Here is a 14,149-nt window from a genome sequence, read left to right as displayed (position 1 = left end):
TGGACTGCCCCCGAAAAGTTGGACAGCTTTAGCCAGCGGCCTGAGCCCTGTAATCGACGGGGCTTAGGCCATTTAGCCTCAGCTTGATGCGGTCATGGTTGTAGTAGCGGATGTACTCATCTAGGCCGGTGATCAGCTCTTCGACGCTCTCAAACCGTTTCAAGTAGAAAAACTCCGACTTGAGCGTGCCGAAGAAGCTTTCCATAGCGGCGTTATCCAGGCAATTCCCTTTGCGCGACATGCTCTGCTTTACGCCGCGCTGCTCAAGCTTTTCTCGGTATTGGCGCTGCTGATAATGCCACCCCTGATCAGAGTGAATGACCAGCTTCGGCTCCTTTCCCAAGCTACTCAGGGCTTTTTCCAGCATGTTCCCCACCAGCTCATAGCTGGGCCGGCGAGCGATCTCGTAGGCCACGATCTCACTGTTGTACAGGTCCATCACTGGTGAGAGGTAGAGCTTTTGCTGAGCCACTTTAAACTCGGTTACGTCAGTTACCCACTTCTGATTGGGCCGCTGGGCGATGAAGTTCCGCTCCAGCAGATTCTCGGCAATCCTGCCTACCTCTCCTCGATAGGACCGATATTTTTTAGGCCGCACTACCGCCTGCAAACCTTGGTCTGCCATCAGTCGCTCCACAACCTTCTTGTTCACCAGGACGCCTTGATTCTTGATCGCCAGCGTCACGCGCCGATACCCATAGAGCCCTTTTTCCTTGTGATAGACCTGACTCACTAGTTCTTTCAGATGGGCGTGTTTATCCGGCCTTTGAAGGCTTTTGAGCTGGTAATAGAAGGTGCTGTTCGACAACTCAACCAAGTCCAGCAACGCTGACAGCGGGAACCGGGTTCGGAGTCTGGAAACGATCAGCGTTTTTTCTCTTGCCTTCGCTCCTTCTCCTCTCTCAAAGCCTTCAGCTCCTTTAGGACAGCGTTCTCCATGCGCAGATACTCGAGTTCCGCCATGAGCTGATCTCGTGGCTTCAGCGCGTCGTCGGTATCAGTGGGTTTGAGTGGCTTAATCTTCTTGGACACGTCGGTAGGCTTTTTTCGTTGAGAGGCAGAGGAGGCAAGGTTGCCACTGTAGTACTGGTCCTCCCAAATGCCTATCCGAGAGGACTGGCCCAAGCCAAAATGCGCTGCCGTTTGACGCAGGGAAAGCCGGTGCTCGCGCATGTGCTGCACAACTCTGCGCTTGAAGTCGATGTGGTAGCGCTGACTATGAGGTATGGAACTGATAGTGGAGCGAGCTTTGTAGCTGGCCACCCAGCGCCTCAGCAGGCTGAAATCGATGTTGAAATGCTGGGCTACCTTTCGAAAACCATCACTGCCCTCTAGATAGGCAGTGATGGCTGCCAGCTTGAACTGTTCGGTGTACTTCATAACTCCCCCAAGGGTTGGATTAGTCTCCAATTTCTTGGGGGCAGTCCAAACCTGTGGGAGCTGGCTTGCCAGCGATGAGGCCCTGAAGCGCTACGCCACTACCCGATAACACGGCACATAAGCCGCCCCACCCGGCAACTTCATCCGGTGCTGCTCGACGAACGCCTGCAACAGCTTGTCCAGCGGCCCCATGATCTCGGCATCACCATGGATCTCGTACGGTCCATGTTCCTCGATCAGCCGAATCCCCTTGTCCTTCACGTTCCCCGCGACGATCCCGGAAAACGCCCGGCGCAGGTTCGCCGCCAGCTCATGGGGCGGCAGCGAGCGGCTCAGTTGCAGCGCCGACATGTTGGCGTGGGTCGGGTCGAACGGACGCTGGAAACCCTCTTCGATCTTCAGCAGCCAGTTGAAATGGAAGGCGTCGTTGCGCTCGCGACGGAACTGCTTCACTTCCTTCAGCGCCTCGGTCATCACCCGCGCCACCTGCACCGGGTCGTCGATGATGATCTGGTACAGGCTCTGCGCCGCTTCACCCAGGGTCGCGCCGATAAAGGCGTTCAACTGCTGCATGTACGGCTCGGCACTGCGCGGGCCGCTGAGGATCACCGGGAAGCGCAGGTCGCGGTTGTCCGGGTGCATGAGAATGCCCAGCAGGTAGAGGAACTCCTCCGCCGTACCGGCGCCGCCCGGGAAGATGATGATGCCGTGGCCGACCCGGACGAAGGCTTCCAGGCGCTTCTCGATGTCCGGCAGGATCACCAGTTCGTTGACGATCGGGTTCGGCGCCTCGGCGGCGATGATCCCGGGTTCCGTCAGGCCCAGGTAGCGGCCGCTGCTCATACGCTGCTTGGCATGGGCGATGGTCGCGCCCTTCATCGGGCCCTTCATCACGCCCGGGCCGCAGCCGGTGCAGATATCCAGCTTGCGCAGGCCCAGCTCGTGGCCGACCTTCTTGGTGTACTGGTATTCCTCGCTACTGATTGAGTGCCCGCCCCAGCACACCACCAGCTTCGGATCGACGCCCGAACGCAGGGTGCGCGCATTGCGCAGGAGCTGGAAGACGTAGTCGGTGATGCCCTGGGAGCTGTCCAGGTCGATGTTCAGGCGGTCCAGCTCGCTTTCGGTGTAGACGATGTCACGCAGGGCGCTGAAGAGCATTTCCCGGGTGCTGGCGATCATTTCGCCATCGACGAAGGCGTCGGCCGGGGCATTCAGCAGTTCCAGGCGCACGCCGCGGTCCTGCTGGTGGAAACGGACCTCGAAGTCCTTGTAGGCATCGAGGATGGTCTTGGCATTGTCGACATGGGCGCCGGTGTTGAGGATGGCCAGGGCGCACTGGCGGAAAAGGCTGTACATGGAGCCCGAGCCGGCCTGGCTCAGTTGCTGGACTTCACGTTGGGAAAGCGTCTCCAGGCTACCCTTGGGGGCGACCGAAGCATTGATTACCTGTCTTTGGGTCATTCTGGATTCCATGCTGTTCGGTGCCTGCGAACCACTGTGGCACCGCTGTTGTGAACACCGCACGCGCGGGTCTTGCACCTGTTTGTAACAGGTGCCCCGGCATGAGGCAAACACCGCCGGGGTTCACTGAGTATGGACGCTTCCCAAGACTTGTCGTTCCGTGCTCAGGCCCTGTGCCTGACACCTCGGGCGATCATTGCGTAGCACGCCAGGCAACCCAGCCCGGCCACGGCCAGGGTCAGGCACATCGGCCGTGGCGTACCGTCGGCCAGGGCACTCACTGCGGCGGAAAACAGCGCGCCCAGGGCGAACTGGCAAGCCACCGCCAACCCGGCCGCCGCGCCCGCCTGACGCGGGAACAGGGCCAGCAGACTGGCCACGCAGTTGGCGCCGAGCAAACCGGTGACGCTGACGTAGAGCACCACCCAGGTGACGATCAGCGCCAGCCCGCCCCAGCCACTCAAGCCGGTCACCAGCAGCCCGAACGCCGCCAGCCCGGCCAGCCCTGCGCCTACCGCGAGCATGCGCAGCGGGCCGAGGCGACTGACCAGGTGGGCATTGATCAGGGTCATCAGGATGATCCCCAACACATTCAGGCCGAACAGCCAGGCATAGCCGCGCGGCGATACGCCGAAGAACTCAATGTAGACGAAGGGCGAGGCGGTGATGAAGGCGAACATGCCGCCGAAGGCCAGGCCCATGCACAGGATGTAGCCCAGCGCCAACGGCTGCGTGGCGATATGCCAATAGGCGAGGAAGACCTTGGCCAGGGATTCGCCGCGCTGGTCCGGGGCATGGGTTTCACCGATTTTCCACGCCGCGGCGACCAGGCACAGGGTGCCGAACAGCAGCAGGCCGAGGAACACCGTGCGCCAGCCGCCCATGTCCATCAGCACGCTGCCCAGCAGCGGCGCGACCAGGGTCGCGAGCATGGTTACCAGGTGCATCAGCGACAGCACTTTCGCCGCTTCGGCCAGGGCGAACAGGTCACGCACGATGGCCCGCGCCAATACCGCTGCCGCCGCGCCGCCGAGGGCCTGGAAAAAGCGCCAGGTCACCAGTTGCTCCACGGAGCCGGCGAATATGCAGCCGAGGGTCGCCACCAGGTACAGGCCCATGCCGCCGAGCAACAGCGGGCGCCGGCCATAGCGGTCGGACAGCGGCCCGTAGACCAGCATGCCCAGGCACAGGCCGACCAGGAACAGGCTGATGGTCAGTTGCACGCTGGCGGAACTGGCCTGCAGGTCGCTGGCGATCAGCGGCAGGCTGGGCAGGTAGGTGTCGATGGACAGTGGCGCAAAGGCCACCAGGGCGGCGAGCAGGACGATCAGGCGCGCCGGGTTGGAAGGTCGGGTCATCAGGGCTCCGCGAGCAGGACATAACGTTAATATCTTAATTTTATCTGCAAGCTTACCTAAAGGGCTTCACGCAACAAAAGATAACATGTTAACTATAGCGCGAGCCCATCACGGGCCAGACCACAAAAAGAACAAAAGGTATGCCATCGATGTCTCTTTCCCGTCGCCACTGCGCGGCTGCTGCCGGCCTGTGCAGCGCCCTCGCCCCGTTTCTCGCCCACGCCGAGTTCATCAAGGACAGCAAGGGCAGCCTGGAAGCCCGCAACTTCTACTTCAGCCGTGATTTCCGCCAGGACAACGCACCGCAGAGCCAGGCCCGGGAATGGGCGCAGGGCTTTATCCTGCGCCTGGAATCCGGGTTTACCGAAGGCACGCTGGGCTTCGGTGTCGATGCCCTTGGCGAGTTGGGCGTCAAGCTCGACTCCAGCCGCGATCGCCGTGGCACCGGCCTGCTGCCCTACGGCGCCAGCCAGGAGCCGGTGGACGACTTCAGCGAACTGGGCCTGACCGCCAAGGCGCGGATCAGCAAGACCACCCTCAAGCTCGGCACCCTGCAACCCGCGTTGCCGGTGGCGGCGATCAACGATGTGCGCCTGCTGCCGTCCACCTACAGCGGCGGCCTGCTGACTTCCCAGGACATCGACGGCCTGACCTTCAACCTCGGGCGCCTGGACAAGCAGAACCTGCGCGATTCCTCCAGCAACGACGAAATGAGCTACGCCGGGGTGGAAAGCAGCCACCTGGACCTCGCGGGCGGCACCTATGCGCTCACCCAGCATCTGGCGCTGAGTTACTACTACGCCGACATGCAGGACATCTACCGCCAGCACTACGCCGGGCTGGTGCATGACCTGCCGCTCGGCGACGGGGTCAGCCTGCGCAGCGACCTGCGCTACTTCGACACCCGGGAAAGCGGCCACGACGCCCTGCGTTCGGCGAACCGGGTGGATGGCGGGAAGATCGACAACCGCTTCTTCAACGGCATGCTGACCCTGGGTGTCGGTGCGCATAAATTCGGCCTGGGTTACCAGAACCTCTCCGGCGACGGTGATTTCGCCTACCCGGGGCTGGATCCCTACTCGGTGAACCTGGTCACGGTGAACGTGTTCACCAAGGCCGAGACCGATGCCTGGCAGGCCCGTTATGACTACAACTTCGCCAGCTTCGGCTTGCCGGGGCTGAGCTTCATGACCCGCTATGTGAACGGCAAGCACATCGAGACGGCGACGGTCAGCGGCGGCAAGGAATGGGAACGGGACACCGATATCGCCTATGTGGTGCAGAGCGGGCCGTTGAAGAATTTCAGCGTGCGCTTGAGGAATGCGACGTTTCGCTCCAGTGGCGGGTTGACCACTGATATCGATGAGAACCGGTTGATTCTTGGGTATACCGTGGCGCTGTGGTGAGGACAGAAAAAACGTAAATACGGGTTTTATCTTCAAGAAATGTTTCAGGGCGGGGCACAATGGTCGGCCTTTCGGGCCCTATCGCTGGCAAGCCAGCTCCCACAGGTTATGCGATCCCTGTGGGAGCTGGCTTGCCAGCGATGAGGCCCTGAAGAACACCACAAAAACAGGACCTCTTATGACCAAAGCCCAGGTAGCCCCTGCCTTCGACCTGCGCCCCCTGCTCTTCGCCCACATGGCCTGCACCATCGCCATGATGGCCTTCGTCTCGCTGATCGGCCCCATCGCCCGGGTCTTGCAACTGGCCCCCTGGCAGGCCGGTGCCGCCATGACCGTCTCCGGGGTGATCTGGATGCTCCTGGCCCGCCCCTGGGGCCGCGCCAGCGACCGCTACGGCCGGCGCCGCATCCTGCTGCTCGGTGCCGGCGGCTTCACCCTCGCCTATTGGGCCCTGTGCCTGTTCATCGACGGCGCCTTGCGCTGGCTGCCGCCGGCGTCCATCGCTTTCGTCGGGATGATGATCGGCCGCGGCGCCATCGGCGCGTTCTATGCTGCGCTGCCGGTGGGCAGCAATGCGCTGATCGCCGATAACGTCGAACCGGCCAACCGGGCCAAGGCCATGGCCTCACTGGGTGCTGCCAACGCCGTGGGCCTGGTGCTCGGCCCGGCCCTGGCCGCCCTGCTCGCCCGCTTCAGCCTGAGCCTGCCGATGTATGCCCTGGCAATCCTGCCGCTGCTGGCTCTGCTGGTGCTGCGCCACAAGCTGGTACGCCAGGAACTGCACCTGGCCCAGCCACCACGCCCGGTACGCCTGAACGACCCGCGCCTGCGCCGGCCGCTGGCGGTGGCCTTCGTCGCCATGCTCTGCGTGTCCCTGGCGCAGATCACCGTCGGCTTCTTCGCCCTTGACCGCCTCGGCCTGGAACCGGGCGCAGCGGCCCAGGCGGCGGGGATCGCCCTGACCATGGTCGGCGTGGCGCTGATCTTCTCCCAGTTGCTGGTGCGCAAGCTGCAATGGCCGCCGCTGCGGATGATCCGCGTCGGGGCCTGTGTCGGCGCGCTGGGCTTCGTGGTCAGTGCCTTTGCCGTGGACAGCCTGATGCTTTCGGCCGGCTTCTTCATCTGCGCCGGCGGCATGGGCTGGATCTTCCCGGCCTTCGCGGCGCTGGCGGCGAATGCGGTGGAAGCCTCGGAACAGGGCGCTACCGCCGGGTCGATCGGCGCGATGCAGGGGCTCGGGGTGGTGATCGGGCCGCTGGCCGGGACCTTGATCTACAGCCTGGATGCCCGGCTGCCGTGGCTGGTGGCGGCGGGGTTGTTGTTGCTGATCGGTCTCTGGACTACCTCGAAAGAGAAGTGACCTGTCGGGCCTCATCGCTGGCAAGCCAGCTCCCACAAAGTCCGCGGTGCACTCGGTCCCTGTGGGAGCTGGCTTGCCAGCGATGAGGCCCGAAAGAACAGCAGGGAAATCCAGCCCCGACACACCCCCGCCGAGTGTGTTTTAATGCGTCGCCCATTTTTTCTTCTCAACACCAAGGCGGCTATGGACACGGGGACACGACTCAGACTGGTGCGTGAACGCAACAAGCTCTCCCAACGGGAACTGGCCCGACGCAGCGGCCTGACCAACTCGACGATCTCGCAGATCGAGCAGAACCGCGTCAGCCCCTCGGTCAGTTCCCTGAAAAAACTACTCGAAGGCATTCCCATGTCCCTGGCGGAGTTTTTCAGCTTCGACGAGCCTCCGCGGGAGGAACGCTTTGTCTTCCGCGCCGCCGAACAGCCCGACCTGGGTCGCAGTGGCATGCGCATGCTGCTGGTCGGCGCCAGTGTCGAAGGCCGGCAGATGCGCATGCTGCGCGAACTGTACGCCCCCGGCGCGGACTCCGGTGAGGAGCCGATCGTCCATGCCGAAGGCGAGGAATGCGGCCTGGTCACCCGTGGCACCATCGAATTGCGGGTCGATGGCCAGGTAAGCATTCTCAACTCCGGTGACGGCTACTACTTCCCCACCACCCTGCCCCACAGCTTCAAGAACATCGGCCAGGACGAGGCCGAGATCATCAGCGCCAACACCCCGGCGAACTTCTGATGAAACGGCGGCCCTGAGGCCGCCGTTTTCACATCCAGCCCAGCCAGTGCCACCAGGTGGCGGCGAACACCAGCATCAGCAGGTAACCAACCAGGGTCACGACAAGGCCGACCTTGGCGAACTGCCGTGCGTTGAAGGTTTCCGTGCCCAGGCACACCATGTTCTGCGGCGCGTTGATCGGCAGGATAAAGCCGTAGCTGACCACGAAGCCGAGGACCATGGTCATGCCCAGCCGGTTGAAATCTCCCGGCAGGGTCTGCAACACGGCGATCAGGATCGGCAGCAGCGCCGAAGTCAGCGCGGTGGCACTGGCGAAGCCCAGGTGAATCAGGATCAGGAACGCCCCGAGAATGGCGAACACGCCCAGGGTGCCCAGTTGATCCAGCCCGGTATGGGCCACCACCTGCGCACCCAGCCATTGCCCGGCCTGGGTGGTCAGCAGCGTGGTGCCCAGACTGATGCCGACACCGAAGACGATCACCGTGCCCCAGGGAATCCGCGCCTGCACGTCCTTCCAGGTCATCACGCCGAAACGCGGCAGCAACAGCAGGACCAGCCCGGCATAGGTGGTCGAGGTAGTGTCGAAGCCGTGCAGCTTGCCTTCGGTGGCCCAGGCCAGCAGCAGCGCCAGCGATACCCCGAGCAGGCGCTTCTGCGCCCCGCTCATCGGCCCCAGCGCCGCCAACTGCTCGGCCACCGCCGCCTTGCCGCCGGGAATGCTGTCGGTCTCCGGCGGCAGCATCTTCAGCACCACCACGATCAGCAGCGCCGACATCAGCAGCGCCCACGGAGCACCGGCGATCAACCAGTCGATCCACGACACCCGGGCACCAAGCATCTTGTCCATGAAGCCCACGGTCAGCAGGTTCTGCGCGGCGGCGGTCTGGATGCCGATGTTCCAGATGCTGGTGCCCTGGGCGACGATGATCATGATCCCGGCGGCGATGTTCGAGCGCTTGTCCACGCCGAAGGCGGCGATCACCCCCATCATGATCGGCACCACGCAGGCACTGCGCGCGGTGGCGCTGGGCACGACCAGGCTGAGCAGGATGGTGACCACCACCGCACCAAGGAGAATGCGCCGCGTGCTGACGCCGATACGGTCGAGCGTGACCAGGGCGATGCGCCGGTCCAGCCCGGTATGGGTCATGGCGGCGGCGAGGAACAGCGCACCGACCACCAGCGCCAGCGCGGTATTGGAGAACCCGGTCAGGGCCATGCCCACGGCGGCGGATGAGCCATAGGTGAGGTTCGGGTCAGCCAGGGTCGGCGCAGTGCCGAGGAGAAAGGCCAACAGCGAGGTAATCATGATCGCACTGGCTTCGTAGGACACCGCCTCGGTGATCCAGATGACCACGGCGAAGGCCAGGATCGCCAGGACCCGCTGCCCCGCCACCGGCAGATCGCTCGGCAGCGGCAGCAACAGGACGCCGATCAGGGCGGCGATGCCCACCAGCAGGCCAATGGGTAGACCCGGCCGGAGGGTCGCGGTTGTGGGTGACGTATTCATGGCCTGCCTCGCTGCCTTGGGAAGTGCTGGCAAGCGCTCTATTCCGCGGCTTGCCCGTTCTCCTCGATCATCCTCCCGCGCTCTCGCGGAAAAAATGACATCGATCAAGCCCTGACGGATCAGGCTGCCGCAGGTTTTGTAGGACAACCCGGCAATAACTACATACGTGGGACATCATTTTTGTAGTGATAAGAAAAAATCACTACAAACCCGTTGACGCCGTTCATCGGGCTCTTGCATGATGGACTCGTCTCCCCGATCGGGAGCGCTGGCAAGGGTGTTCCAGACGATTCGAGTGATTTTCGGGTTGTCCGTGGAGTGGGACTGTCCAAAAGGCAGAGTGAAGAAAGCCCCTGTTGCGATGCTGCTGTAGCAGCCTTGGTAGATGCGCTACATGAAGCGCGAGTCTGAACGAATCAACCACTGAAGGGTTATGGGGGCTTTAATGATGAACTTGAACGAACAACCGACTATCCAGGAACTGGCCAAACTGTTCGCTGCGCGCAAAGACACGCTCGACAGCCACATCCTCTGGATCTGCGACGAAGGTGAAGTGCATATCGACAGCCTGTCGCCCTGCACCACCGAAGATGAATTCGAACAGGGCAAACCCGGCATGCGCGCCCGGATGAAGATGTACCGCCGTGGCCAGGGCTACGTCGGCAAGAAAGCGGCCGCCGATACCCAGTTCGTCGGTCGCGTGCTGGAAACCCTGCAGCAGGAGTGGCCAGCGCTGCGTGAAGGCCAGGGCGTTCAGGTCATCGACCGCCTCAGCTGAGTCCTTCGAAGCTGCAAGCTTCAAGCTATAAGCTGCAAGTAAAAGCGGACCCGGTGTCGCTTTTTCTTGGAGCTTGCGGCTTGTAGCTTGCAGCTTTTTTCATGCCCGTCGCAGCATCGCCAGTGGCTCCTCGGGTTGCAATTCGGCAACCATCGCCCTGGCCCGGTCCACACCCCAGACCAGCGCCCGGCTCATGCTTTCGCTCGGTCGTGTCGGGTAGTACTCCTCCAGCAACGCCTTGCCGTGGCGGGCATACACGCCGAGGAACAGTTGGGTCGCACCGGTGCGCGACAGCCGGACCTGCACATCGATGCTGGTACCGTCGCTGAGCACTTCATCATGGCTGCGGCTGTGCAACCCGGCATCCGCCCATTCCCAGTATTTGTCTTCCCTGATACGCATTGCTTTCCTCCACTGGAATAGCGCATTGACGGCACGTAGTAAGGCATAGATCGCCATCACTCTCCAGCGCCGCTGGGCGGCGCAATGAGCGAAATCAAACAAAGCGGCATCAATTGGCGCGAACCGCGTACCCGTCGGCGCTTTCGGCAAATAGCCGAAAGCGCTCTGGTTCAGCGTTTTGGCAGCGCAGCCGGGAGGAAGCGGCGGCTTTCGATGCGCGCAGGCATCTTCGCCTTGAAGGTGCCCTGGGCATCGTCCAGGGTCATGTGGCCAATGCCCAGGCGGAAGGCGGACTGACCGCAGCGCACCACGGAATTGATCGGGAATTCGTCGCCGAGGTCTTCGAGAAATTGATCCTTCATGTTCCTGCTCCCCTCTGAAAGCGACCGATACCGATCCTCCAGCCGGAGAACCTGAAAATATCGATCTCAACAATCCAGAGACTAGCCGGACATTTGCAGACTGGCCGGTCATCTTATCGATGCCCGACCAGTGGCACCTCAGGCCTGGGCGGTCCTGAACACGTCCTTCAGCCGTGGCCCGAACACATTGATCAGCAGCCCCAGCATCACCAGCACGCCACCCCAGCACTGGATCGCCGTCAGGCGCTCATCCAGCAGCAGGGCCGAAGAGGTCAGCCCCACCACCGGAACCAGAAGCGAAAACGGTGCCACTTTCCCCGCCGGGTAGCGCGACAGCAGGCGGCTCCACAATCCATAGCCGAGCATGGTGGCGATCGCCGCCAGGTAGATCAGCGACAGGATCGAGTTCAGCCCGATATTGCGCAGCGACGATTCGATCAGCGCCGGGCCTTCCAGGTACCAGGACAGGGCCAGGAACGGCAGTGGCGGAATCAGCGCGCCCCAGATCACCAGGGCCACCAGGTCGATCTTGCCGAAACGCCGGGTGATGATATTGCCGATCCCCCAGCAGGCACCGCCGCACAGGGTCAGGACCAGGGCCAGCATGGGCACGTGGCTGCCGTTCTCGCTGCCGATCAGCGCCAGCCCGCCTGCCGCCACCAGCAGCCCGAGGACGCTGGCCGCACGCAGGCGCTCACCGAGGAACACGGCGGCGAAGATCATGGTGAAGAAGGCCTGGGATTGCAGCACCAGCGAAGCCAGGCCCGGCGGCATGCCGTTGTGCATGGCCTCGAAGAGGAAGGCGAACTGGCCGAGGGAGATGGTCGAGCCGTAGGCGATCAGCCAGCGCCACGGCAACTGCGGCCGACGGATGAAGAATACGGCCGGAAAGGCCACCAGGATGAAACGCAGCGCCCCCAGCAACATCGGCGGCAAACCGTCCAGCCCGACCTTGATCACCACGAAGTTCAGGCCCCAGGCAACGATCACCACCAGCGCCAGCAACAAATCCTTGAGCGGCATTTTTCCCCCATTGCGCGCGTAATAATTTGAAACATCATATCGTCATTAGGCGGAGGGGTGACAGCAAAGGAAAGTCAGGCTGCGGGCGCACCAGCAGGTGGCGGGACGCTCGAAAATGATGCAATCCACAAGGGCCTCATCGCTGGCAAGCCAGCTCCCACAGGGACCGCGTACACCGCAAAACCTGTGGGAGCTGGCTTGCCAGCGATGAGGCCCTCAAGTTCAGCCACTAGGCATGCACACTCCACTGCACCACATCCACCCCGATCACCGAGTCATCCACCGCCTGGATCAACCCACAGCGAATGGCTTCCTCGGGCGTAACGATCCGCGGATGCGCCATCAGGTACCGAGGAATATCCAGCACCTCCTGCGCCCCCCGGGTCCGCTCGGCGACGATCTGCGCATAGAGCTGCAGGTCGTAGTCCAGGCTCATCGCATACTCGGCCATCCGCGCATGGTCTACCGAGCCATGCAAGGTCCAGTGGAAGGGATGGAACAGGAACTTGCTCAAGGCACAGGCGCTACGCCGCTCACCGGCGAGAAAGAGAATGTTGCCCATCGACTCAACCGTGCCGAGGTTATGGGTATCCACCGGCACCGGCAGCGAACGCAGGAAGTTGTACAGGCTGAAACCGTAGCTGCACTCCCCGCCCATGGTGGCGATATTCACCTGCAAACGTTCGGCGCCCTGTTGCAGCGCCTTGGAGCAGGTGCTGATCAGATTGCCGCAGGTGGAGGCGTTGATCGGTCCGGTGAAATGAATGATATGACTGGCCATGGTCACCTCGTGGAGTGCTTCCCTGGGTCTGCGTGAGGGTTGCGGAGCTGCTTGTCAGCCCCCGTGTCATCGGCGAGCGCGTCTATATGCTCGTAGCGCTGGCGCAACTCAGACAGTTGCTTCGCGTCCAGATCATCGAGCCCGAGCAGGGCGTTATGCGCCCGGCGGGTAGCGCGCAGCAACTCGTCGATCTTGATATGCAACTCGTCGGTATCGCGGTTCTGGGTGTTCTGGATCAGGAACACCATGAGGAAGGTGACAATGGTGGTCGAGGTATTGATCACCAGTTGCCACGTATCGCTGAAATGGAACAGCGGGCCACTGATTGCCCAGACCAGGACCAAGGCGAAGGCAATGAAGAAGGTCGTGGGGCGGCCGGTCCAACTGGCCAGCTTCTGGGCAAAGCGGGAAAACTTCATGGTGGCTTCCTCGTCGTGTCGCGCGCGTCGGGGCCGACATTCGGTGGAAAGGCTGGCGGGGGCAAAGTTCAGTTTTGGCAATACATCTACGCTTTACGCCGAACATCTTCTCGCCAACTGCGAATTTCCAAGCCCCGCCTGACGGGGCTTTTTTCTTCCCGCCATTCGTCCACCCTCCTGAACCCACACTCAGCCACGCCAGTCGCACCCTTAACGAACAGTGTAAGGAACGACGGCGTGAGCGAGATCCGCATCGGCATTTCCGGCTGGCGCTATGCCCCGTGGCGCAAGGTCTTCTACCCCGAGGGGCTGGTCCAGGCGAAAGAGCTGGCGTTCGCTTCGCGCGCGGTGAACAGCATCGAGATCAACGGTTCCTTCTATGCCCTGCAAACTCCGCAACGCTATGCCGAATGGCGCGATGCCACGCCGGATGACTTTGTCTTCGCGGTCAAGGCGCCGCGCTATATCACCCATGTGCGGCGGCTCAAGGAGATTGACGAGCCGCTGGCCAATTTCTTTGCCTCCGGGCCGCTGCAACTGGGCGCCAAGCTAGGGCCGATCCTCTGGCAGTTTCCGCCGAGCCTGAAGTTCGATTCGCAGCGCTTCGCCGATTTTCTCCAGCGCCTGCCCCACGATCAGGCCGCCGCCAGTCAATGCGCCCGGCACTGCGCCGCGCGGATGAAGAAAGACGGTGCATTCGACCACGATGACAAGGGGCAAGTGCGCCATGCCGTGGAGATTCGCCACGACAGCTTCCGCGACCCGGCCTTCATCGAGCTGCTGCGCAAGCACAAAGTGGCATTGGTGGTTGCCGATACCGCCGGCAAATGGCCGCTGCTGGAAGACCTGACTGCCGATTTCGTCTATCTGCGTCTGCACGGCGATGCCGAGCTGTATTCCAGCGGTTATACCGATAGCGCCCTGCAGCGTTGGGCCCGGCGTATCCGCACCTGGAGTCACGGCAAGCAACCTGGCGACGCCCATCTGGCCGGTCCACGGGAGGCCGCGACCAAAAGTGCCAAGGCGATCTATTGCTACTTCGACAACGACTTGAAAGTCCGTGCGCCGTTCGACGCGCGGGCACTGCTGCATCGATTGAAGCTCGATGCCCACCTGCAAACGGCGCCGGGCGAACTGCCGGACCCACCCCTGTAGCCATGGATAATCGGAGACC

At 62.5% G+C, this 14,149-nt stretch carries 14 protein-coding genes; 5 read left to right on the top strand and 9 right to left on the bottom strand.

Annotation, left to right across the window (positions count from 1 at the left end; translation table 11 throughout):
* Window positions 1–28: 28 nt before the first annotated feature.
* From AC2CQI_RS00910 to AC2CQI_RS00900, 3 genes are all read right to left on the bottom strand, one after another.
* Window positions 29–1,380 (bottom strand): IS3 family transposase gene (locus AC2CQI_RS00910; RefSeq protein ID WP_484577124.1). Its coding sequence is split into 2 segments (ribosomal slippage): window positions 29–900 and window positions 900–1,380, totalling 1,353 coding nucleotides; the frame shifts between segments, so codons are not numbered across the junction.
* A gap of 90 nt (window positions 1,381–1,470) precedes the next feature.
* Window positions 1,471–2,844, bottom strand: coding sequence for a nucleotide 5'-monophosphate nucleosidase PpnN (ppnN, locus tag AC2CQI_RS00905; protein WP_484578811.1), 1,374 nt, complete (start codon window positions 2,842–2,844; stop codon window positions 1,471–1,473).
* 164 nt (window positions 2,845–3,008) lie between these two features.
* The gene (locus AC2CQI_RS00900; RefSeq protein WP_484578810.1) at window positions 3,009–4,202 is read right to left on the bottom strand and encodes a Bcr/CflA family multidrug efflux MFS transporter; all 1,194 of its coding nucleotides are present in this window, start codon (window positions 4,200–4,202) and stop codon (window positions 3,009–3,011) included.
* Window positions 4,203–4,351: 149 nt separating this feature from the next.
* On the opposite strand from AC2CQI_RS00900, the gene AC2CQI_RS00895 reads away from it, so the two are divergent.
* The 3 genes from AC2CQI_RS00895 (at window position 4,352) to AC2CQI_RS00885 (ending at window position 7,700) form a co-directional block, all read left to right on the top strand.
* Window positions 4,352–5,608 (top strand): OprD family porin, encoded by a 1,257-nt coding sequence (locus AC2CQI_RS00895; protein ID WP_484578809.1) that lies wholly within the window; start codon window positions 4,352–4,354, stop codon window positions 5,606–5,608.
* Between the two features lie 178 nt (window positions 5,609–5,786).
* On the top strand, window positions 5,787–6,968 hold the full coding sequence (locus tag AC2CQI_RS00890) for an MFS transporter (protein WP_484578808.1): 1,182 nt from the start codon (window positions 5,787–5,789) through the stop codon (window positions 6,966–6,968).
* A 183-nt stretch (window positions 6,969–7,151) separates the two neighbouring features.
* Complete coding sequence (locus tag AC2CQI_RS00885; protein WP_009408871.1) at window positions 7,152–7,700, top strand: cupin domain-containing protein; 549 nt, start codon at window positions 7,152–7,154, stop codon at window positions 7,698–7,700.
* Window positions 7,701–7,728: 28 nt separating this feature from the next.
* Here AC2CQI_RS00885 and AC2CQI_RS00880 read toward each other — a convergent pair whose 3' ends face one another.
* The gene (locus AC2CQI_RS00880; RefSeq protein ID WP_484578807.1) at window positions 7,729–9,210 is read right to left on the bottom strand and encodes a DASS family sodium-coupled anion symporter; all 1,482 of its coding nucleotides are present in this window, start codon (window positions 9,208–9,210) and stop codon (window positions 7,729–7,731) included.
* Between the two features lie 445 nt (window positions 9,211–9,655).
* Between AC2CQI_RS00880 and AC2CQI_RS00875 the strand changes: the two genes are divergently transcribed.
* Window positions 9,656–9,988: a hypothetical protein gene (locus tag AC2CQI_RS00875; RefSeq protein WP_081430311.1), complete on the top strand. Its 333-nt coding sequence runs from the start codon at window positions 9,656–9,658 to the stop codon at window positions 9,986–9,988.
* 99 nt (window positions 9,989–10,087) lie between these two features.
* Here AC2CQI_RS00875 and AC2CQI_RS00870 read toward each other — a convergent pair whose 3' ends face one another.
* The 5 genes from AC2CQI_RS00870 to AC2CQI_RS00850 form a co-directional block, all read right to left on the bottom strand.
* Window positions 10,088–10,390: a hypothetical protein gene (locus AC2CQI_RS00870; protein ID WP_484578806.1), complete on the bottom strand. Its 303-nt coding sequence runs from the start codon at window positions 10,388–10,390 to the stop codon at window positions 10,088–10,090.
* Between the two features lie 170 nt (window positions 10,391–10,560).
* Window positions 10,561–10,752: a hypothetical protein gene (locus tag AC2CQI_RS00865; protein WP_075805153.1), complete on the bottom strand. Its 192-nt coding sequence runs from the start codon at window positions 10,750–10,752 to the stop codon at window positions 10,561–10,563.
* A 138-nt stretch (window positions 10,753–10,890) separates the two neighbouring features.
* On the bottom strand, window positions 10,891–11,775 hold the full coding sequence (locus AC2CQI_RS00860) for an EamA family transporter (protein WP_075805154.1): 885 nt from the start codon (window positions 11,773–11,775) through the stop codon (window positions 10,891–10,893).
* Between the two features lie 229 nt (window positions 11,776–12,004).
* Complete coding sequence (locus tag AC2CQI_RS00855; RefSeq protein ID WP_075805155.1) at window positions 12,005–12,556, bottom strand: ATP-dependent Clp protease proteolytic subunit; 552 nt, start codon at window positions 12,554–12,556, stop codon at window positions 12,005–12,007.
* Window positions 12,557–12,558: 2 nt separating this feature from the next.
* Complete coding sequence (locus tag AC2CQI_RS00850) at window positions 12,559–12,975, bottom strand: low affinity iron permease family protein (RefSeq protein ID WP_075805156.1); 417 nt, start codon at window positions 12,973–12,975, stop codon at window positions 12,559–12,561.
* A gap of 237 nt (window positions 12,976–13,212) precedes the next feature.
* On the opposite strand from AC2CQI_RS00850, the gene AC2CQI_RS00845 reads away from it, so the two are divergent.
* Window positions 13,213–14,130 carry a DUF72 domain-containing protein gene (locus tag AC2CQI_RS00845; protein ID WP_484578805.1) on the top strand — a complete coding sequence of 306 codons (918 nt, stop codon included), beginning with the start codon at window positions 13,213–13,215 and terminating at the stop codon, window positions 14,128–14,130.
* Window positions 14,131–14,149 lie beyond the last annotated feature (19 nt).

The sequence above is a fragment of the Pseudomonas sp. P2S-1 genome, from assembly GCF_057197725.1.
The sequence above is the reverse complement of the archived record's forward strand: the minus strand, read 5'-3'. Positions and strand labels throughout refer to the sequence as shown.